This is a genomic window from Conexibacter sp. SYSU D00693 (assembly GCF_017084525.1).
GTDB lineage: Bacteria > Actinomycetota > Thermoleophilia > Solirubrobacterales > Solirubrobacteraceae > Baekduia.
Map to the genome: position 1 here is coordinate 2911639 of NZ_CP070950.1, position 18263 is coordinate 2929901.

The 18263-nt window shown below is 75.7% G+C and carries 17 protein-coding genes; 4 read left to right on the top strand and 13 right to left on the bottom strand.

Translation table 11 applies throughout. The features are described from left to right. Positions 1-29: 29 nt before the first annotated feature. On the top strand, positions 30-833 hold the full coding sequence (locus JUB12_RS14440; RefSeq protein WP_205696121.1) for an ion transporter: 804 nt from the start codon (positions 30-32) through the stop codon (positions 831-833). On the opposite strand, the gene JUB12_RS14445 is transcribed toward JUB12_RS14440, so the two are convergent. The 4 genes from JUB12_RS14445 to JUB12_RS14460 are packed head-to-tail and all read right to left on the bottom strand — an operon-like array spanning position 830 to position 4887. Then, positions 830-1438 (bottom strand): sugar transferase, encoded by a 609-nt coding sequence (locus JUB12_RS14445; RefSeq protein ID WP_241004274.1) that lies wholly within the window; start codon positions 1436-1438, stop codon positions 830-832. The genes JUB12_RS14440 and JUB12_RS14445 overlap by 4 nt on opposite strands. Then, positions 1435-2532, bottom strand: a complete 1098-nt coding sequence (locus JUB12_RS14450; RefSeq protein ID WP_205696122.1) for a glycosyltransferase — start codon at positions 2530-2532, stop codon at positions 1435-1437. Before JUB12_RS14450 ends, JUB12_RS14445 begins: the two co-directional genes overlap by 4 nt. Beyond that, complete coding sequence (locus JUB12_RS14455; RefSeq protein WP_205696123.1) at positions 2529-3632, bottom strand: glycosyltransferase family 4 protein; 1104 nt, start codon at positions 3630-3632, stop codon at positions 2529-2531. Before JUB12_RS14455 ends, JUB12_RS14450 begins: the two co-directional genes overlap by 4 nt. Positions 3633-3657: 25 nt before the next feature. Then, positions 3658-4887 carry an alpha/beta fold hydrolase gene (locus JUB12_RS14460; RefSeq protein ID WP_205696124.1) on the bottom strand — a complete coding sequence of 410 codons (1230 nt, stop codon included), beginning with the start codon at positions 4885-4887 and terminating at the stop codon, positions 3658-3660. A gap of 61 nt (positions 4888-4948) precedes the next feature. Here JUB12_RS14460 and JUB12_RS14465 point away from each other — a divergent pair, with 61 nt between their 5' ends. Beyond that, the gene (locus tag JUB12_RS14465; protein WP_205696125.1) at positions 4949-5671 is read left to right on the top strand and encodes a ZIP family metal transporter; all 723 of its coding nucleotides are present in this window, start codon (positions 4949-4951) and stop codon (positions 5669-5671) included. Between the two features lie 13 nt (positions 5672-5684). After that, positions 5685-6629 carry a glycosyltransferase family 2 protein gene (locus tag JUB12_RS14470; RefSeq protein ID WP_205696126.1) on the top strand — a complete coding sequence of 315 codons (945 nt, stop codon included), beginning with the start codon at positions 5685-5687 and terminating at the stop codon, positions 6627-6629. Here the strand turns inward: JUB12_RS14470 and JUB12_RS14475 are convergent. The 4 genes from JUB12_RS14475 to JUB12_RS14490 all read right to left on the bottom strand — a co-directional run bounded on the left by JUB12_RS14475 (position 6626) and on the right by JUB12_RS14490 (position 11317). After that, the gene (locus JUB12_RS14475) at positions 6626-7450 is read right to left on the bottom strand and encodes a transposase (protein WP_205696127.1); all 825 of its coding nucleotides are present in this window, start codon (positions 7448-7450) and stop codon (positions 6626-6628) included. The two genes, JUB12_RS14470 and JUB12_RS14475, sit on opposite strands and share 4 nt — an antisense overlap. A 71-nt stretch (positions 7451-7521) precedes the next feature. Then, positions 7522-8436: a hypothetical protein gene (locus JUB12_RS14480; RefSeq protein WP_205696128.1), complete on the bottom strand. Its 915-nt coding sequence runs from the start codon at positions 8434-8436 to the stop codon at positions 7522-7524. Positions 8437-8555: 119 nt separating this feature from the next. Further along, entirely contained in the window at positions 8556-9734 is a 1179-nt protein-coding gene (locus JUB12_RS14485; protein ID WP_205696129.1) for a S8 family serine peptidase, read from the bottom strand. Between the two features lie 125 nt (positions 9735-9859). Then, on the bottom strand, positions 9860-11317 hold the full coding sequence (locus JUB12_RS14490; RefSeq protein WP_205696130.1) for a lipopolysaccharide biosynthesis protein: 1458 nt from the start codon (positions 11315-11317) through the stop codon (positions 9860-9862). Between the two features lie 28 nt (positions 11318-11345). Between JUB12_RS14490 and JUB12_RS14495 the strand changes: the two genes are divergently transcribed. After that, positions 11346-12404 (top strand): hypothetical protein, encoded by a 1059-nt coding sequence (locus JUB12_RS14495; protein ID WP_205696131.1) that lies wholly within the window; start codon positions 11346-11348, stop codon positions 12402-12404. Here the strand turns inward: JUB12_RS14495 and JUB12_RS14500 are convergent. From JUB12_RS14500 to JUB12_RS14520, 5 genes are read right to left on the bottom strand one after another with little or no spacing between them, the layout of a single operon-like run. Continuing rightward, on the bottom strand, positions 12397-13710 hold the full coding sequence (locus tag JUB12_RS14500) for a hypothetical protein (protein WP_205696132.1): 1314 nt from the start codon (positions 13708-13710) through the stop codon (positions 12397-12399). The two genes, JUB12_RS14495 and JUB12_RS14500, sit on opposite strands and share 8 nt — an antisense overlap. Next, a complete protein-coding gene (locus JUB12_RS14505; protein WP_205696133.1) occupies positions 13707-15161 on the bottom strand; it encodes an O-antigen ligase in 1455 nt (484 codons plus the stop codon). The genes JUB12_RS14500 and JUB12_RS14505 overlap by 4 nt, the downstream gene beginning before the upstream one ends. Continuing rightward, complete coding sequence (locus tag JUB12_RS14510) at positions 15140-16966, bottom strand: N,N-dimethylformamidase beta subunit family domain-containing protein (protein ID WP_205696134.1); 1827 nt, start codon at positions 16964-16966, stop codon at positions 15140-15142. The genes JUB12_RS14505 and JUB12_RS14510 overlap by 22 nt, the downstream gene beginning before the upstream one ends. Beyond that, complete coding sequence (locus JUB12_RS14515; RefSeq protein ID WP_205696135.1) at positions 16963-17508, bottom strand: histidine phosphatase family protein; 546 nt, start codon at positions 17506-17508, stop codon at positions 16963-16965. The genes JUB12_RS14510 and JUB12_RS14515 overlap by 4 nt, the downstream gene beginning before the upstream one ends. Then, on the bottom strand, positions 17505-18260 hold the full coding sequence (locus tag JUB12_RS14520) for a phosphosulfolactate synthase (protein WP_205696136.1): 756 nt from the start codon (positions 18258-18260) through the stop codon (positions 17505-17507). Before JUB12_RS14520 ends, JUB12_RS14515 begins: the two co-directional genes overlap by 4 nt. Positions 18261-18263: the final 3 nt, after the last annotated feature.

Genomic DNA, 18263 nt, shown 5'->3' on the forward strand with positions numbered 1-18263 from the left:
CGGGCGAGTCTGGCAAAGTGGCGGGGCGCATGGTCAGGCTCTGCCGCGCCCTCGCGTCGTCGCCGCGCTTCGACGCCGCGATGCTCGGGGTCATCCTCGCCAACGCCGTCGTCCTGGGGCTCGAGACCTACGACGGCGTCGTCGCCGAGCACGGCGACCTGCTGCACACGCTCAACGACGTCATCCTCGGCGTCTTCGTCATCGAGCTGCTCGTCCGGCTCACCGCCACCTGGCCGGGCCTCGGCGCGTTCTGGCGCAACGGCTGGAACGTCTTCGACTTCGTGGTCGTCGTCGCGTCGTTCCTGCCGGGGCTGCGCGAGAACGCGACGCTCCTGCGGCTCGTGCGCCTCGCGCGGATCGTGCGGGCGGTGCGGTTCCTGCCCGAGCTCAAGGTCGTGCTCGCGGCCGTCGGGCGCAGCGTGCCGGGCGTCTCGTCGCTGGCGGTCATGACGCTGCTGCTCGTCTACCTCTACGGCATGGTCGGCTGGGTCATCTTCGACGAGCACGACCCCGAGAACTTCGGGGACGTCGGCCAGGCGATGATCACGATGTTCGTCCTGCTCACGCTGGAGAACCTGCCGACGTACATCGAGTCGGGCCAGGACCTGAGCGACTGGACGATCCTCTTCTACGTCTCCTACGTGCTCGTCGCCTCGTTCCTGGTGTTCAACCTCTTCATCGGGATCGTCCTGAACTCGATGGAGGAGGCGCGGGCGGCGGAGGCCCGCGGCGGCGGGGAGGCGGCGGCCCGGCTCGAGGACCGCGTGCAGGAGGTCCGCAGGGCGCTCGACGACCTCGAGGCCGAGCTGCGGCGGTCGCGCGGCGGCGGCTAGCCCTCGGGCGGGTCGACCCAGCCGCCGGTCTCGCCCTTGTAGAGCCCGGAGCCGGTGACGACCATCCGCACCGTGCGCACGAGGATGTCGAGGTCCATGCGCACGGTGCGGTGCTCGACGTAGTGCAGGTCGAGCTCGATGCGCTCGGGCCAGGGCAGCGAGGTGCGGCCGTGGACCTGGGCCCAGCCGGTGATCCCCGGCTTGACGGCGAGGCGCCCGCGCTGGCGCTCGGTGTACCGGGCGACCTGGACCGGGACGGTCGGTCGCGGCCCGATGATCGACATCTCGCCCTTGAGGACGTTGACGAGGTTGGGCAGCTCGTCGAGGGAGGTGCGGCGCAGCAGCGCGCCGACGCGGGTGATCCGCGCGTCGCCCTGGTCGACGGCGAGGCCCGCCCCCATCGTCTCGGCGCCCGAGACCATCGTGCGCAGCTTGAGGACGTCGAAGGCCTCGCCGTCCTTGCCCACGCGGCGCTGGCGGTAGATCGGGTGGCCGGGGGACTCGAGGCGGATCGCGACGAGCGCAAGCAGCAGGACGGGCGCGCTGAGCGCCAGCCCGATGAGCGCGACGGCGACGTCGAAGAGGCGGCGCCAGGGCTCCCTCACCGCGTGCCCTCCGCGGCCTCCCAGCCGGCCTGCGTGCCGTGGCGCAGGTGGTCGGCCAGGCCCTGGGCGATCGACGCCTGGGTCAGCACGTAGTAGCGGGCGACGAGGCCGGCGCGACCGGCGCGGGGCCCGGCGGCGGCGAGGGCGCCGAGCGCGGCGTGCGAGCGCCAGGCGCCGGTGAGCGCGGCGGCGACGTGCAGGAACGGGCCCGCGTAGCGCAGCCAGCGGTGGCTGGCCATCATCAGGACGTAGCGCGGCGGCCAGCCGCGCGGGTCGAGCAGCCCGCCGCGCAGGACGATCGCCCAGGCGTGGCTCATCATCCGGCGCTTGCGGGCCGCTTCGCCCTCGACGCTCGGGACCATCCGCTCGGTGGCCCTGGCGTGCGGCGCCTCGACGACCCGCCAGCCGCGGCGCACGAGCTCGTAGGGCAGGCGCAGGTCGTGGCCCATGACGGGGTCGACCTCGACGTAGGCGTCCTTGCGCACGGCGTAGATCGCGCCGTTGCCGGCGGTGACCGACTCGAGGTCGGACTCCAGGCCGCGCAGCGCCATCTCGTAGCGCCAGTACAGGCCCTCCTGGTTCGTGCCGCCGTCCGGGTTCACGAAGCTCACGCGGCCGACGGTCTCGCCCACCTGCGGGTCCGCGAACGGCGCGACGAGGTGCGCGAGCGCGTCGGGCTCCCAGAGCGCGTTGGCGTCGGAGAACGCGACGACGTCCCCCGTCGCGGCGCGCACGGCCGCGTCCTGGGCGCGGACCTTGCCCCCGCGCGGGTTGCGGATGACCCGGTCGGCCCCGGCGCGCTGCGCGAGCTCCGGCGTGCCGTCGGACGAGCCGTCGTCGGTGACGACCACCTCGAGGTGGTCGCGCGGGAAGTCCAGCGCGAGCGCGTTGGCGACCTTCGCCGCGATGACCTGCGCCTCGTCGTAGGCGGCGATGACGAGCGTGACGCGCGGCGGCGGGTCCCCGGGCTCGGCGGTGCGCGGCCGGCGCGGGCCCGTGGCGGCCCTGAGCGCCGCGAGCGCGAGGGGGTAGCCGGCCTGCGACCAGGCCAGGGCGCCGAGCGCGGCGAGGCGGGTGGTGCGGCGCACCGTCACCGGGACAGCGTCGCGTAGAGGTCGAGGTGACGCCGGGCGATCGCGTCCCACGAGAACCGGGTGCGGGCGGCGCGTCCGGCGGCGGCGGCCAGGCGCGCGCGGGCAGCCTCGTCGTCGAGCAGGCGGTCGAGCACCGCGTGCAGCGCAGCGGGCTCGCCGGGCGGGACCAGCTCGATCGCGCCGTCGCTGGCGACCTCGGGGAAGCCGCCGACGGCGCTCGCGACGATCGGCTTGCCGAACGCCAGCGCCGCGAAGAGCACGCCGGACTGGTCGATCTCGCGGTAGGGCAGGACGACGAGGTCGGCGCGGCGCAGGACGGCGGCGACCTCCGCGTCGGTCACGAAGCGGTCGACGAAGCTCACCGCGGGCGGCGCGGCCTGCTTGAGCGGCCGCAGGTCCATCCGCGGCATGCCCACCACCCAGAGCTCGGCGCCCCGGATGCCGCGCCAGGCGTCGAGCAGGACGTCGAGGCCCTTGTACGGGCGCACGAGGCCGAGCTGGAGGACGACGGGGGCGTCGCGGGCGGCGCTGCGCTCGAGCTCCGGCGGGAGCTCGGGGTCGGTGCGCGCCAGGTGCTCGAAGGCGCCGTGGGCGATCACGTGGACCTTCTCCGGGTCGGCCCCGGCCTCGTCGATGAGCCGGCGGCGGCCGTGCTCGGAGTGCACGACGACGGCGTCGACCTCGCCGTAGAGGCGGCGCTGGGCGTCGAGCTGGCCGGGGCGCGGCTCGCGCGGGAGGACGTCGTGGGCGGTGAGCACCAGCGGCGGCGCGAAGCGCCCGAGCAGGCCGACGTCGAGGTGCTGGACGGCGAGCCACTGGAAGTGCACGACGTCGGCGTCCTGGGTCTGGCGAGCGAGGCGGCGCATCGCCGGGACGTGGCCCAGGAGCTTCGTCGCGCGGCGCACGCGGCCGCCGGCCGGGCCGAAGGAGCGGCGGTAGAAGGACTCGCGGACGTCGACGCCGGGCGCGGGCGGGACCTCGCCGTAGGGGAACGCGCTCGTGTGCAGGACCACGTCGGCGCCGGCGCGGGCGAGGGCCGCGGCGAGCGCCCGGTCGTAGGGCGGCGTGAACGCGGACGGGTCGACGAGCTGGACGTCCAACGGCGCGGCGGACCCTAGCGGGGCGTCAGGCGCGGCCGCGGGCGAGGTCGAGCAGGTGGCCGAGCACGCGCTCGCCGTCGGCGCGCAGGCCGTTGTGCTCGAACTCGCTGGTGAGCCAGGGGCGCAGGCCCTTGATGCGCGCGGCGGTCTCCTCGGAGAAGCGCCGCTCGACGTACGCGTCGTTGGCGTAGATCGCGGCGGCGGCCGGGACCTCGTTGGCGGCGAGGGCGTCCTCGTCGTACAGGCGCGGCCACGGGTGCTCGGCGAGGAGCTCGGCGGCGGCCTTGAGCGGCGCGAGCGCGGCGTACTCGTCGAACATCCACGGGAAGATGTGCTCGCCGGTGAAGAGCTCGGGCTCCTCGGCGTACACGTCGGGCAGCACGCGCTGGGCCGACCAGCGCGTGGCGTGGCCGTCGGCCATGCAGGCCTCGTGCAGGACAGCGTAGATCGGGTTGCGCGCGAAGGGCAGCGCGGCGTCGAGGTCGTGGAGGAAGGCGGGCGAGCCCGGCGGCAGCTCGAGGAGGTGGTGCAGGCTCTCGGCGCCGTCGCCCATGCCCAGGCGCTCGCCGACCTGGCGCAGGCGGCGGGGCGTGAGGACGTCGCCGCTCGGGAGCGTCGGGGGGTCCTGCTGGAGCGCGCGGACGCGCTCGCGGTCCTCGGGGTAGCGGTCGTAGTACGCGCGGCTGCGATCGAGCATGCGGGCGAACGTCGCGGCGTAGAGCTCGTCCGGGTGGTGGCCGAGGGGCGCGAGGCCGCCCGTGATGAGCACGAGGTCGAGCGCGTCGGGCGCCGTCGACAGGTACGTCATCGCGCAGAGGCCGCCGAAGCTCTGGCCGAGCAGGCCCCAGCGCCGGACGCCCAGGTGCTCGCGCAGCAGCTCGGCGTCGCGGACGATCGCGTCGGCGCGGAAGTGCGTCAGGTAGGTGGCCTGCTCCTGCGGGGTGCCGGGGAGGTCGGCGCCGACGGGGCTGCTGCGGCCGGTCCCCCGCTGGTCGAGGAGGACGACGCGGAAGTCCTGCAGCGCGCGGGCCAGCCAGCCCGGGCTGACGGGTGCGCCGGTGGGACGGGTCGCCTCGTGGCCGGGACCGCCCTGGAGGAAGAGCAGGCAGGGCTTGTCGGCGCCGCCGTCGGCGTCGGCGACGACGCGGGCGAAGAGCGTCAGCGGCGGGCTCTGGGGGTCGTCGTGGTCGAGCGGGACCTCGAGCTCGTGCTCGGTGAGGACCAGGCCCGGGATGCGGTGCGTCCGCGACGTCACGGCGCGCAGGCTACGGGTGCACGGCGCGCCGGGTCCACGCGCGGCGGGTAGGGAGGTCGTCGTGCTCGAGGCCCTGCTCTACGGCCTGCTCGCCGGCTCGTCGCTGCTCATCGGCGCGGGGCTCGGGCTGACCGTGCTGCCGGAGGGGCGGGTCACCGGCCTGCTGCTGGGCTTCGGCGCGGGGGCGATGATCTCGGCGGTGGCGTTCGAGCTGGCCGAGGAGGCGCTCGACGCGGCGGGGACGGCACCGCTGATGGGCGGGCTCGTCGGTGGGGCGGCGGTGTACTTCGGGGCGAGCCGCGCGATGGGCCGGCGCTTCGGCGGTGGGCGCGGCGAGGGGGGTGGAGGCGCGGCGGTCGGCGCCCTGCTGGCGTTGGGGGCGCTGCTCGACGGGATCCCCGAGTCGGCGGCGCTCGGCCTCGGGCTGGCGCAGGGCGGCGGCGTCGGCGTCGCGCTGCTGGGAGCGGTCTTCGTGTCGAACCTGCCCGAGGCGGTCGGCTCGGCCGCGGCGCTGCGCGCGCAGGGCACGCGGCCGGCCCACGTCCTGGGGCTGTGGCTCGCGGTCGCGCTGGCGGGCGCGGTCGCCAGCGCGGTGGGCTACGCGGTGCTCGGCGACGCGTCCGACGAGCTCGTCGCGGTCACCCAGGGCTTCGCGGCGGGGGCGATCCTCACGATGCTCGCCGACACGATGGTCCCCGAGTCCCACGAGCGCGGCGGGGACGCGGTCGGCCTCGCGACGGTGGCGGGCTTCGCCGCCGCGCTGCTGCTCGCGCAGGCGGGGTAGCGTGCCCGGCCCGGTGGCCGAGCCCGTCGAGCTGACCTTCTGCGTCGTGAACACCGAGCAGCGCGAGCTGCTGCTGCGGTGCCTCGACGCGATCGCGGCCGAGCGTGCGGCGCTGCCGTTCGCGACCGAGGTGCTCGTCCTCGACAACGCCTCGAGCGACGGCTCCGCGGGCGCGGCACGGCGCCACCCGACGGTCGACGAGGTCGTGGCGCTCGAGCAGCGCCACGGCAAGGCGGAGAACGACACGGCCCTGCTCCAGCGCGCGCGGGGCCGCTACGGCCTGCTGCTCAACGAGGACTCCGAGCTGCGGCCGGGCGCGACGGCGGCGCTGCACGCGGCGCTCGAGGCCGATCCGCGGGCGGGCGCGGCCGGCGCGAAGCTCCTGCGTCCCGACGGCGCGCCGCAGGCCAGCGCCTGGCGCTTCCCGACCCCGCTCAGCGCCCTCGCCGCGGCGCTGTTCCTGCACCGGCGGCTGACGGTCCAGAGCCGCGGGACGCGGACGCGCCGCGTCGACTGGGCGCAGAGCGCCGCGCTGCTCGTCCGCCGCGAGGCCGCCGCGGCGATCGACTTCTTCGACCCGCTGTTCTTCGTCTACTCCGACGAGGTCGACTTCTGCAAGCGCCTGCGCGACGCCGGCTGGTCGACGCTCTACGTCCCGGACGCCGTCTGCGTCCACCACGAGCAGCTCTCCACGGGCGCCGTCCCGGAGCGTCGCATCGTCGAGCTCAGCCGCAACCGCGACCGCTACATGCGCAAGCACCACTCCGCGGCGGCCGCGGCGCTCGTCCGCTGGCTCACCGCCTGGACCTACGCCCTGCGCGCCCTCGCGGCCCTCGCCCTCCCCGACCACGACCCCCGCCGCTACTGGCGCCATGTCACCGCGACCCTCAACCCCTCCAAGGGCGAGGGCCTGCGCGAGGCGGCCTACGAGCGCAACCGCGGCGGCCGCCGCCTCTAGCCCCAAGCTGGAATGTGCCAGGTACTTTCCACCCTGCGGCCCCGAGCGATCCGTCGCCAGACCGTGGTCGTCGGCTGGTCGAGGTGCCGGGCGATCTCCGTGATCGCGTGTGCATGCTCGTCGAATGCGCGTGCGACATCCGCGTCCGTGGGAGCGGATCCGAGAGCGGCCGCGACGTCGTGGACCTCGGGGCGAAGCGCCAACACCGTCGGGCGGGACGGGGCGAGCTTCGCCGCCTGACGCAGCCGCTGCACGAGGTCCGGCCGGAGGTCGGCAGCGCCCGACATGAGCTCGAGGTAGGAGGACGGGCCACGGAGGCCGGCCACCGGCCCGAACGCCTCGTAGACCGCCTCGACGTCCAACCAAGCAGGGGCGGGCTCGGTGGCCGCGAGCATGCGATGGCTCGACCACCGCCACGAGGCAGGGTCGTCGCACAGCCCCTCGCGGACCGGGTTGAGCGGGACGTAGCGCAGCACCTCGAGCAGGTGCCGCTCGTCCTCGATCAACCGGTGGCCGTAGCGCTTGGCGAACACCGCGTTGTGGCCCCCGCGTCGCGCGTTCTGCCGACGGGCGAAGTGCCACTGCAGCCAGTGCATCCCCTTGTCGATGTCGGCGTCGGCCGTGCGCACGACCAGATGGACGTGGTCGGGCATCAGGCAGAAGCTCTGGCACGACCACTGCAACCGGACCACGACCTTCTCCAGGAGCGTGACGTAGTCGCGGCGGTCCCGCCCGTCGAGGAACAGGTCCCGGCCGTGGACCGCCTGCCCGGTGAGGTGGTAGGTCGCGTCGGCGGCGATCGGACGAGGAGGACGGCCCATGCCCTCTGTAGGGCAGGGGCACCATGAGTTCGCCCCCCGGGTGGAAAGTGCCTGGCACTTTCCGCCGTGGGCTACGGGCCGAGGAGGCCGGCGGCGCCGGACTTCAGGAGGTCGTTGAGGTCGTCGGTGGCGTCGTAGCGGTCCGAGGCGGGCGGCGGGGAGGTGTCGAGCTTGGCGCCGAAGTCGGAGAGCTCGTACTGGACGCGGAACTCGCCGGCGGGGACGCCCTGGGCCGAGGGGGTCTTGAGGGTCTGGCGCATGCGGCGCAAGACGCCCTGGTCGTCGACCCACAGCTCGGTCGGGATGGCGGTGTCGGCGGAGAACCCGGTGCCGGCGCCCTGCTTGGCGAGCTGGTCGAGGGCCTTCTGGGCCTGCTCGCGCTGGTCGGCGGGCAGGGCGGCGATGAGGTCGCGGAGCTTGAGGGTGCCCGTGAAGTGGGTGGTCGTCGCGCCGGCGACGTCCTCCTCGCCGGCCTCCTTGAGCCCCTTGGCCTTCGTCAGGGCCTGGAGCTGTCCGGCCGGGTCGACGGAGAAGCCGCTGGTGAGGCCCTTGCCGTCGAGGCCCAGCGCGTCGGCGAGCTGCGCGATGTCCAGGCCGACCCAGCTCTTGCCGTTCGGGATGTCGAGGCCCCGCACGCCCTTGGGCTGCACGTAGAGCTGGCCGTCGGCGAGCTTGAGGCGGATCTGCGCGTCGCCGACGGGCAGGCCGATGCTCGACAGCGTCTTGCCGATGTCGGCGCTGAAGTCCATCGCCGGGCGGTCCAGCGACGTCACGCCCTCGCCCTCGAAGCGCAGGGCGCCCGGGAGGCCGAGGCCCGAGGCGCGCACGTCGAGCGCGAAGCGTGCCGTGCCCTTGGCCTTGGTCTGCGTGGCGGCCTGGGCGACGTCGACGCCGCCCGGCGCCTCGTCACCGCAGCCGGAGGCCACGACGCCGGCCGGACCGGCGACGGCGAGCACGGCGAGGAGCGCGGGGAGCTTGCGACGCATGGGACGCAGGCTAGCTCCGTCCGGCGGGCGGGCGCCCCACCTGGACCGTGGCGGGGCGCCCGGTTGACGCGGCGGCGGCGGCCTGCGGGAGCGCCGCCGCCCGGCGCGAGGACGCGTGGCTAGGGGGTAGCCGCCTTGGCGAGGTTGACCCGGCCGAAGCCGAAGGCGGCGTCGCGGCCCGGCGCGCCGAGGTCGTCGACCGACGCGTCGAGCTTCGCGCGCGCCGCCGCCGCGGTGCCGCCGCGCGAGCGGATGAGCGCGGCGACGCCCGCCACGTGCGGCGTGGCCATCGACGTGCCGCTGATCGTGGCGTAGGCGGTGTTCGACGTGTTCCAGGCCGAGGTGATGTCGACGCCCGGGGCCGCGACCTCCACGTCGGCGTTCGCGTTGGAGAACGACGCCCGCGCGTCACGCCGGTCGGTCGCCGCCACCGACACGACCTCGGGGTAGCCGGCCGGGTAGTTCACCGTCGCGTTGCCGTCGTTGCCCGCCGCCGCCACCACGAGGACGTCGTTGGCCGCCGCGTTGGCCACCGCGGACTGCAACGTCGCCGACGCCGCTCCGCCCAGGCTCATCGAGATGACCTTCGCGCCCTTGCCGACGAGGTAGGTGATGCAGTTCGCGACGCCCGCCGTCGAGCCCGAGCCCGCGGCGCCGTGCAGCGCCTTGCAGATCGCCAGCGGCGAGGTGAACGACACGCCCACCACGCCGCGCCCGTTGCCCGCCGTCGCCGCGATGGTCCCCGCGACGTGGGTGCCGTGGCCGTTGTCGTCGTTGCAGCCACGGCTCTCGGACGGGTTGGGGTCGCCGCCGATGATCCCCAGCAGCCCGTTGAGCGTCGCGGCGCACGCCACGACGTGGCCGGTGAGGTCCTCGTGGGTGCCCCGGATCCCGGTGTCGACGATGCCGACCCGCGTCCCGGTCAGCGCGCTCGGGAAGCCGCCGAGGCCGAACGCGTCCCAGCCCTCGGGCGCGTCGATGTCCGCGTCGGCCATGCCGCCGGACTGCCCGGTGTTGTGGAGCCCGTAGAGCTCGCCGAAGCGCGCGTCGTTCGGGACCGCCGACACGCGCAGGACCCGGTCGCGCTCGGCGTACTGCACCAGCGAGGACGCACGCAGCGCGCGCAGCAGCGCGTCGGCGCCCGCCGGGACGCGCACGACGAGCGCCCCGTTGTGGCGGACCGTGCCCACCCGCGACACGCCCGCGAGCAGCCGGTCCACCGTCGGGGAGCCGCTGGCTCCCGGCCGCAGCTTCACGATGAGCTGCTCGTCGGCGGAGGCCGCGGGTGCGGCCGCCATGGTCGTCACAGCGACCGCGCAGCCGACCACGGCTGCGCGCAGGGCATGTCGGGGCAAGCGCTCTCTCTCCCAGAGACGGATCCGCCACCGCCGACCCGGCGGTGGCTGCCCCCCGATCTCCTGGCTCAGCGCCGCCGAACCCTCGTCTGTACGGCGCCGGACAGCTGACGGAGCTCCGCGAGCGAGACGACACGCGCCGCCACGAGCAGGGGCGCCGCGACCCCCAGGGCGACGACGCGCAGCGCCAGTCCGTCGAGGCCGTCGGTGGGCAGCAGCAGCTCGCCCGCGACCGCCACGCCGGCGTACACGAGCACCGCCCCCGCGAGCCGCGCCCGCTCGAACGGCACCTCGAAGAGCGTCCGCGTCAGCCGGTGCAGGACGGCGAGCATCACGACGTAGGACGCGCACAGCGCGATGCCCGCGCCCGCGATCCCCAGCGGCTCGACGAGCAGGACGAGCACGACGACGTTCACCACGAGCCCGGCGGCCGCCGCGGGCAGGTTGCGCCCCGTCGCCTTCGCCCGTCCCGCGATCGTCACGAACACGAGGTAGAGCCCGTAGAGCGCCCACCCGAGCGCGACCCACGGCAGCGCCTCGAACGCCGCGCCGAAGCGGTCGTCGGCCAGCAGGTCGACGACCCAGCGCCCGAGGAGCGTGACCCCGCAGACGACCGCCCCCGTCACCACCACGTAGGCGGTCGTGACCCGTGCGTAGAGCCGTCCCGCCTCGGCCGCGTCGGTGACCGAGTAGGCCAGGGGCGGCCACGCCGCCTGGAACCCGCGCACCGCGACGATCACCACCGTCGCGAGCTTCACCGCCACCGCGTACACGCCCGCCGCCGCCGCGCCCTGCGAGCGCACGAGGTAGGCCCGGTCGACGACGTTGAGCGCGAACACCGCGGCGTCGGCCGGGACCGTCGGCCCGCCGTAGCGCGTCAGCGGCGCCAGGGTCTGCCACCGCGGCGGGACGAACGCGATGCGCCGGCGCTCGCGCCACCACAGCCCGAGCAGGACGACCGTCGACGCCGCGTAGTTGCCCAGCACGTAGCCCGTCGCCCCCTCGTCGAGCACCACGACGAGCACCACCGTGAGCGCGACCGTCAGGACGACGTTCGCGCACGAGGCCGCGAGGTACACCCCGCGGCGCTCCTCCACGCGCAGCAGCGCGTAGGCCACCTCGAGGTTCGTGAAGGCCCACAGCCCGAGGACGCCGCAGGCCAGCAGCCCCGCGTCGCGGACCGTCAGCAGCGCCTCGCTCAGCGGTCCCGCGAAGACGAGCAGGACCGCCGCCGCGGCGGTCGTGGCGGCGAACGTCCAGCCCGTCGCCGCCCGTGCCAGGGCCACCCGCGCCGGCCCCTCCTCCGTGTCGAACCAGAAGCGCACGAGCGCCTCCCCCAGCCCCAGGCGCAGGAGGATCGACAGCAGGATGATCGCCGTCAGCAGCGTCTCGGCGTAGCCGTACTCCGCCTCGCTCAGCGCCGCCGTGTACAGCGGCAGCGTGACGACGGCGAGCGCGCTCGCCAGGAGGCTCGAGGCCTGGTAGGCCGCGGAGCCGGCCAGCAGGCGGCGCAGCTGGTCGCCCATCGGCGCGGCACCGTACTGTGCGCGGCCCGTGCCGTCCGCCCAGCACGCCCGCCCGGTCTGCGTCCTCCTGCTCCCGCGGACCCTCGAGGAGTTCATCCTGCGCGAGCAGGCCGAGGACCTCCTGCGCGCCGAGGCGGTCGTCGCCGCCGACCCGCCGCGCATCCCGTACGGCGCGCTGGGACGCCTGCCGCCGCACCTCGCGCTCACCGTCGCCCGCCGCCAGGCCCGGCGGCTCGTCAAGGGCCTGGACCGTCGCGGCGACGTCCCGCGCGCCGTCGCGATCTTCCACCCGCTGCAGCTGCCGCTCGCCCGCGCCGTCGTCGAGGAGGCGCCCGGCCCCTGCGAGCTCTGGTACGGGCGCTGGGACCGCTACGAGCACGCCTACGACGCCGGTCCCGCGCTGCGCGTGCGCCTCGAGGAGCTCCACCGCGAGGCCGCGCAGCGCAGCGACCTGACGTTCGTCGCCTCCGAGGAGCTGGCCCGCCTCGAGCGGGAGGCGGGACGCGAGGCGACGCTCGTCCCCCTGGCCGCCGACAGCTTCCCGGCGCCCGACCCCGACGCCGCCGTCGTCGCCGTCTCGCTCGGCCACCTCGGCTGGCGCACCGACTGGTCGCTCCTGCGCGCCGTAGCCGAGCGTCTGCCCCAGCTCGTGCTGCTCCTCGTCGGCGCCTGGCACGACGACGAGTCCCAGGACGACCCCGACTACGCGTGGTGCCGCCAGCACCCCGGGTTCGTCTGGCTGGGCCGGCGCAGCGACGAGGAGGCCGCCCGGCTCGTGCTCTGCGCCGACGTCGGGATCGTCCCCTTCAAGGTCGAGCCGTTCAACGACGCCGGCCTGCCGTACCGCATCCTCAAGTACGCCCGCCTCGGCCGCCGCACCGTCACGCCCGACCTCAAGGGCGTGCGCACGTGGGCCGACGCGGTCGACGTCGCGCCCGACGCCGACGCGTTCGCCGCGGCCCTGCGGGCGCAGGCCGGCCGGCGCACCAACCCCGATCGCGACCTGCGCGCCTGGGCGCTCAAGCAGACCGCCGCGAGCCAGAACGCGCCGCTGTGGGAGCGCCTGCGCGCGTTGGGGATCAGCTAGCGCCCGGACAGGCCACGTAGGCGACGAACATCCCGCGGCGCACGGCCCGGACGAACCCGGGCTGGGGCACGACCGTCCGCGGCGACGCCCCGTCGGCGAACCCGTAGCGGCGCAGGGGCTTGTCCCCGACGAGGAACAGCGCGACGCCGCGATCGCGCTCGCGCGCGCTGCGGGCGCCCACCTCGCTGCGCGTCGCGTGCAGGACCCACCGCGTCTCGGGCACGAGCCGGTAGTTCGGCAGCGTGATCGGGCCGCAGCGGCGCCCCGCCGCCACCTCCGGCGTGGCCAGCACCGCCTCGAGGTCGGCCCGCACGTCGCGCGTGAAGTCGAGCTCGGTCCCCAGGCGGTCCAGCCGGTCCAGCCCGTACCAGGCGACGACCGGGGCGGCGAGCACGCACACGCCGACGACGACCCACCGCCGCCACTGCCATGCCGCCACCGCGGCGACGGCGCCCAGCACGCAGAGCACGATCGCCGGGACCGTGAGGTAGCGCGGCAGGACGCTGAGCCCCGCGACGCCGGTCGCCCCGAAGGTCAGCGCGCCCGAGAGGAACAGCCCGCCCAGCACCTGCACCGGCCGCTCGCGCCGGCGGCGCCACAGCAGCGCCGCGCCGCCGAGCGCCAGCACCGCGACCGGCTCGCGCGCCGTCCCGCCCAGGAAGGTGAAGAACGACCGGACCGCCTCGGCCAGCCCCTGCGGCCGGCCGAGCTCGTCGGCGAGGTCCGACGTCGCGTGCAGCGAGAACAGCGGGTCGCCCGTGACGGCGAGGTCGACCGCCGCCCAGCCCAGCGGCGCGATCGCCGCCAGCGCCCACGCCCGGACGTCCCGGCGCGCCGCCCACAGCAGGAACAGCCCGGACAGCACCCACGCCTCGGGACGCAGCAGCCCCGCGAGGGCGAGCAGCGCGAGCGTCCGGCGCGGCCGGGGCCGCTCGACCTCGAGCACCGCCGCCCACAGCACCAGCGCGAGGAACGGCGTGTCGACGTAGGCCCGCGCGGCGTAGAGCAGCAGGGCGAACGACGAGCCCGCGAACGCCGCCGCCAGCACGCCCGTCCAGGTCCCGCCGACCCCGCGGCCCAGCCGGAAGACCGCCCAGACCAGCGCGAGGTGCGCGAGGAGCGTGATGGCGACGAGCACCTGGTCGGCGCCGTCGCCGAAGACCGAGACCAGCGCGCAGACCGCGAGCCACAGCGGGTGCTCGGTCGGCGCGGCGTAGGACTCGAAGCCCGGCGCGATCCCGTCGAGCAGGTCCCGCCCCCAAACGAGGTGGTAGGCCGAGTCGTAGTTCGGCTGGAACGGGCTCATGCGGCCGCCGTGCGGGGGAGGCGCGCGAGCGCGACGCCGGCCCCGAGCAGCGCCCACGTCACCGGGTCCTCGAGGAACGCCGCGTAGGAGAGCGTGTGCACGACGACCGCCGCGAACGCCGCGGCGAGCGCCACCCGCACGAGGTCGCGGGCCGCCGCGCGGAAGAGCCGCACGAACGCCAGCGCGAGCAGCGCGAGGTACAGGGCGAGGCCCACGACGCCCTGCTCGGCCGCCACCGTCACCGGGATCGTGTGCGACGCCGACACCGCCTGCTCGCCCGACGCGTCCTCCGCCCGCCGGTACTCGCGCGAGAACGAGCCCGAGCCGTGACCCAGCAGCGGCGCGTCCCCGAAGAGCCGCAGGCCGCCCTCGACGAGCTCGACCCGGCCGCTCGTCGCGTCGTCCAGCGAGTCGGCGCTGCCGAGGTCCAGGCGGATCGCCGACCCCGCGAGCAGCACGATCAGCACGCCGACGACCACCACCCCGCCGGCGGCCATCGCCGCCCGCCGCGGGTCCCAGCGCAGGCCGCCCAGCACCGCGAGCCCGACGAGCAGCGCCGCGAAGGACGACTGCGAGAGCGTCAGCAGCAGCCCGGGCCACAGGAGCGCCAGCAGCGCCGCGGTCAGCGCGAAGTCGCGCGCCCGCCGCGTCCACAGCAGCACGCACGTCACCGCGAGCATCACGACCGCCAGGAAGCGCCCGTAGATGTTCGGGTCGAAGAACAGCGAGTTGACCCGGAAGTACTCCTCGAACTGGTTCGAGGCGATGACCTTCGGGTTGAGCAGCAGGTGGCGGGTCGCGTACTCGACGAAGCCGATCCCGACGAAGACCACGGCCAGCGCGGTGAGCACCCCGAGGCACTGGACCGCCAGGCGCGTCGTCCACGCCACGCGGCCGAGCAGGACGAAGAGCACCGCGAAGGGCACGAAGAAGAAGACGGTGTTCTCGAGCGCCTTGTCGAAGTCCGACGAGCCGATCGCCTGCACCGCGTAGAGCAGGACCGTCAGGCCCAGCACGCGCTCCAGCCACCCGACCGCGTGCTCCTCCGGCGTCGCGCGGCCGAGGATCCGCGGTACCGCGTAGGCCAGCGCCCCCGCCGCGACGACGAGGTACAGCGGGACCAGCAGGTTGGCCGTCGAGCCGCCCGTCGAGATCGGGACGCGGAACGGCAGCGCGAGTGCCGCCGCCAGCGGGAACGCGACCGGCCTGCGGTGGAAGAGGAGCGCCAGGGCGCCCACCGCCGCGAGGCCCACGGCGGCCGCGCCGGCCGCCACCGCCGGGCGGTCGGTGAGCGTGTCGAGCTGCTCGGAGTCGGCGATGTGCCACAGCAGGATCACCGGCGCGATGACCAGCGCGCCGAGCATGGACCAGGCGCGGCCGCGCGCCCCCGGCAGCAGGATCGCGCCGGCCGCCAGCAGCGCCGCGGCGATCAGCGGGACAGGAGCGTCCACGTGCGCGCCACCAGGGCCTGGAGAGCGGGGTCGGGGGTGAGCCGGACGCCGAGGTCCGGCAGGCCGGGCCGGACGACGAGGCCGCGGCCGAAGCGGGCGGCGACGACGACCTCGCGGCCGGGCGGGTCGACGGTCACGGCGCTGGCCGCGTGCCGGAGCTGCGGGCCCAGCGACGCCGTCTCCTCCCACGCCGGCACGCCGGGGAAGCGCCCGTCCGTGCCGGCGAAGAGCTGGACCGCGTCGGGCTGGCCGGAGACCTCGAGGTCGACGGGGCGCCGCACCACGGGCCGCAGCCGTGCCCCGAAGAGGTCGGCGCGGCCGCGCGGGCCGGGGTCGGCCAGGCGCTCGCGCCGGCCCTGGCGCAGCCGCACGGTGCGCAGGAGGCTGTCGGTCCCGAACGACGCGAGCGCGCCGCCGCGGCGCACGAACGTCCGCAGGTCGCGGCGCACGCGCGGGGTGAGCCAGCGGGTGTCGCCCGGCAGCAGGACGCCGCGGTGGCCGGCGAGCCGCGGGCCGACGCCGTGCTCGAGCGCGAGGTCGGTCGTCACGTCGTAGCGGCGGCCCGTGCGGTCCAGCCACGCGAGGACCGGCGCCTCGTGCGTGGCGAAGCCGGCGGGCAGCCCGCCCGCGCCGACGACCATCCGCTGCGTGCGCGCCGGGCGGCCGAGGTCGAGCGCGTCGGGCAGGCCGTCGCCGTCGTCGTCGGCGCCGTTGCGGCCCTGCCACGTCGTCCACGGCAGGACGGCGAGGACCGGCCGCGGGCGGGCGTCCTCGACGAGGAACGGCGTGGCCGTGGCGTGGCGCCGCGTGCGGACCTCGAGCAGGAAGACGCCGGACGCCACGTCCGCGGGCACGGTCACGCCGAACTGCGCGCGCGTCCCGCTGCCGCGCTTGTAGACCGTCGGCGAGCCCACCCGCCGCAGCCGCCACGAGTACCGCGCCTGCCGCGCGTCGATGCCGAAGACCGCCCGCTCGCCGGCGCGCACCGGCGCGCTCGGTCCCTGCACGCCGAGGTTGCGCACCGTGATGCCGCCGCGGCCCGGCCACGGCCGCCCGTTGGCGGGCACCCGCGGCAGGCCGTCGCGCCCCAGCGGGATCGACGTGCCGATGTTCTCCGCCTCGTCGCGCCACTCGAGCACGGCGACGTACGTCCCGCCCGAGGCGCGCCGGCCGCCGTCGAGCTCGCCGGTCCAGCTCCACGACGTGGTCCCCGGCGCGAGCCGGCGCTCGAGCACCAGCCGGGGGCGGCCCGGCGCCGTCTTGAAGACCATGACCCGCGCACGCTCGAGTGCCGGGCCGAAGCGCACGACGGCCGGCCCGCCGTCGGGCTTGGGCAGGAGCTCGGGGCCGTAGACCCGGTCGGGCGAGATCGACGTGACGCGCGGCGCGGGCGGCGTCCGGTCCACGCGCACGGAGCGCTGCGGGACGATCGTGCGGCCCTGGCCCTGCAGGACGATGCGCAGCCGGTAGCGCCCGTCGGGCACCGGCTCGCCGTCGTCGTCGCGGCCGTCCCACCGCAGCGGGTCGTCGAACGCGCGGTAGGCCGGGCGCGGCAGGTCCTCGACGAGCGTGCGCACGAGGTCGCCGTCGGCGTCGACGACCTCGACCGTGACGTCGTCGGCCTCCTTGACGAGGAAGTTCAGGCGCACGGTGTCCTTGCGCCCGTCGCTGTTGGGCGACAGCACGCCGCTGAAGCGCACGTACTGCACGACCGACGGGGCGTTCTTGAGCCGCTGCGCCACGAAGAACGCCGCGAAGGTCGCGGCGACGAGGGTCAGGAAGGCGATGCGGCGCGCGAGGTTCACGGCAGGTCGAACAGCGCCGCGTTGGGGATCTGGTCGCGCCCGACGGTGTCCGCGCCGGTCGCCCGGGTGAGCGCGAGGCGGATGACGCCGCGGTGGCAGACGACGAGCGCCGGCAGCGGCCCGCCGGCCACCTCCTGCAGCCCTGCCCAGATGCGGTCGGACTGCTCCCGGAAGGACTCGCCGCCGGGGAAGCCCCAGCCGAGGTCGGTGCGCTCGAAGGCGGCGAAGCCGTCGGGGTCCTCGGCCTGGACCTCGGCGAACGCCCGGCCCGTCCAGTCGCCGGTGTGCGTCTCGGCGAAGCGCGCGTCCTCGCGCGGCTCGAGCCCGATGGCCGCCGACACGATCGCCGCCGTCCGGCGGGCGCGCTCCAGCGGCGAGCACCACAGCGCCGCCCACTCGCGCTGCGCCGCGAGCCTCGCGAGCTCGTGGGCCTGCTGGAGCCCGCGGTCAGTCAGGCCGACGGGCAGGTGGCCCTGGAAGCGGCCCTCCGCGTTGTAGGGCGTCTCGCCGTGGCGGGCGAGCGCGACGCCGGCGAGGCTCACCGCAGCGTCCTCATCGTGTCCGAGCGCAGCCCGAGGCGCAGGGTCTCCAGCGACAGGACGTCCTCGGGGCGGATGTTGCCGAGGTTCGCGTCGCGCCCGAGCTTCTCCAGGAACCAGACCTGCTGGGCCTTCTGGGGCGCCTCGAAGACGATCCGCGAGGCGTCGACCGCGTGGACGATCTCGTCGATGAGGCCCATGCGGACCTCGCCGTCGTGGCGGAAGATGCCGGCGGTCCCGGTCTCACGCGCCTCCGCGACGACCTTCCACGCGCCGGCGTCGAGCTCGGCCTGGATGAGCTCGACCCACCGGTAGGGGGCCATGATCGTCGTGTCGTCCTTCGAGCCCACCTCGGAGAACACCGTGAAGCCCTCGCTCGCCAGCCCGCCGATGACCTCGCGCTTGCGCTCGGGCTCGATGGCGATCGTCCCGTCGGAGACCTCGACGTGGGTGATGCCGAGGTCGCGCAGCCAGCCGACGAGGCCGTCGAGGCGCTCCTCGTGCAGCGCGAGCTCGGTGAGCGTCCCGCCGAGGAGGACCGGCACGCCGTGCGCGCGGTAGCGGTCGAGCTTGGGCTCGAGGTTCGCGGTCACCAGCGCGGTGCCCCAGCCGAGCTTCACGACGTCGACGCTGTCGCCGCAGACCTCCATGAGGCCGTCGACCTGCGCGCACGACAGCCCCTTGTCGAGGACGTGCGTGAGGCCCCGGTCGCGCGGCTTGGCGCTGCGCTGGGCGAGGGGGAGGAACGGGGGCAAGCG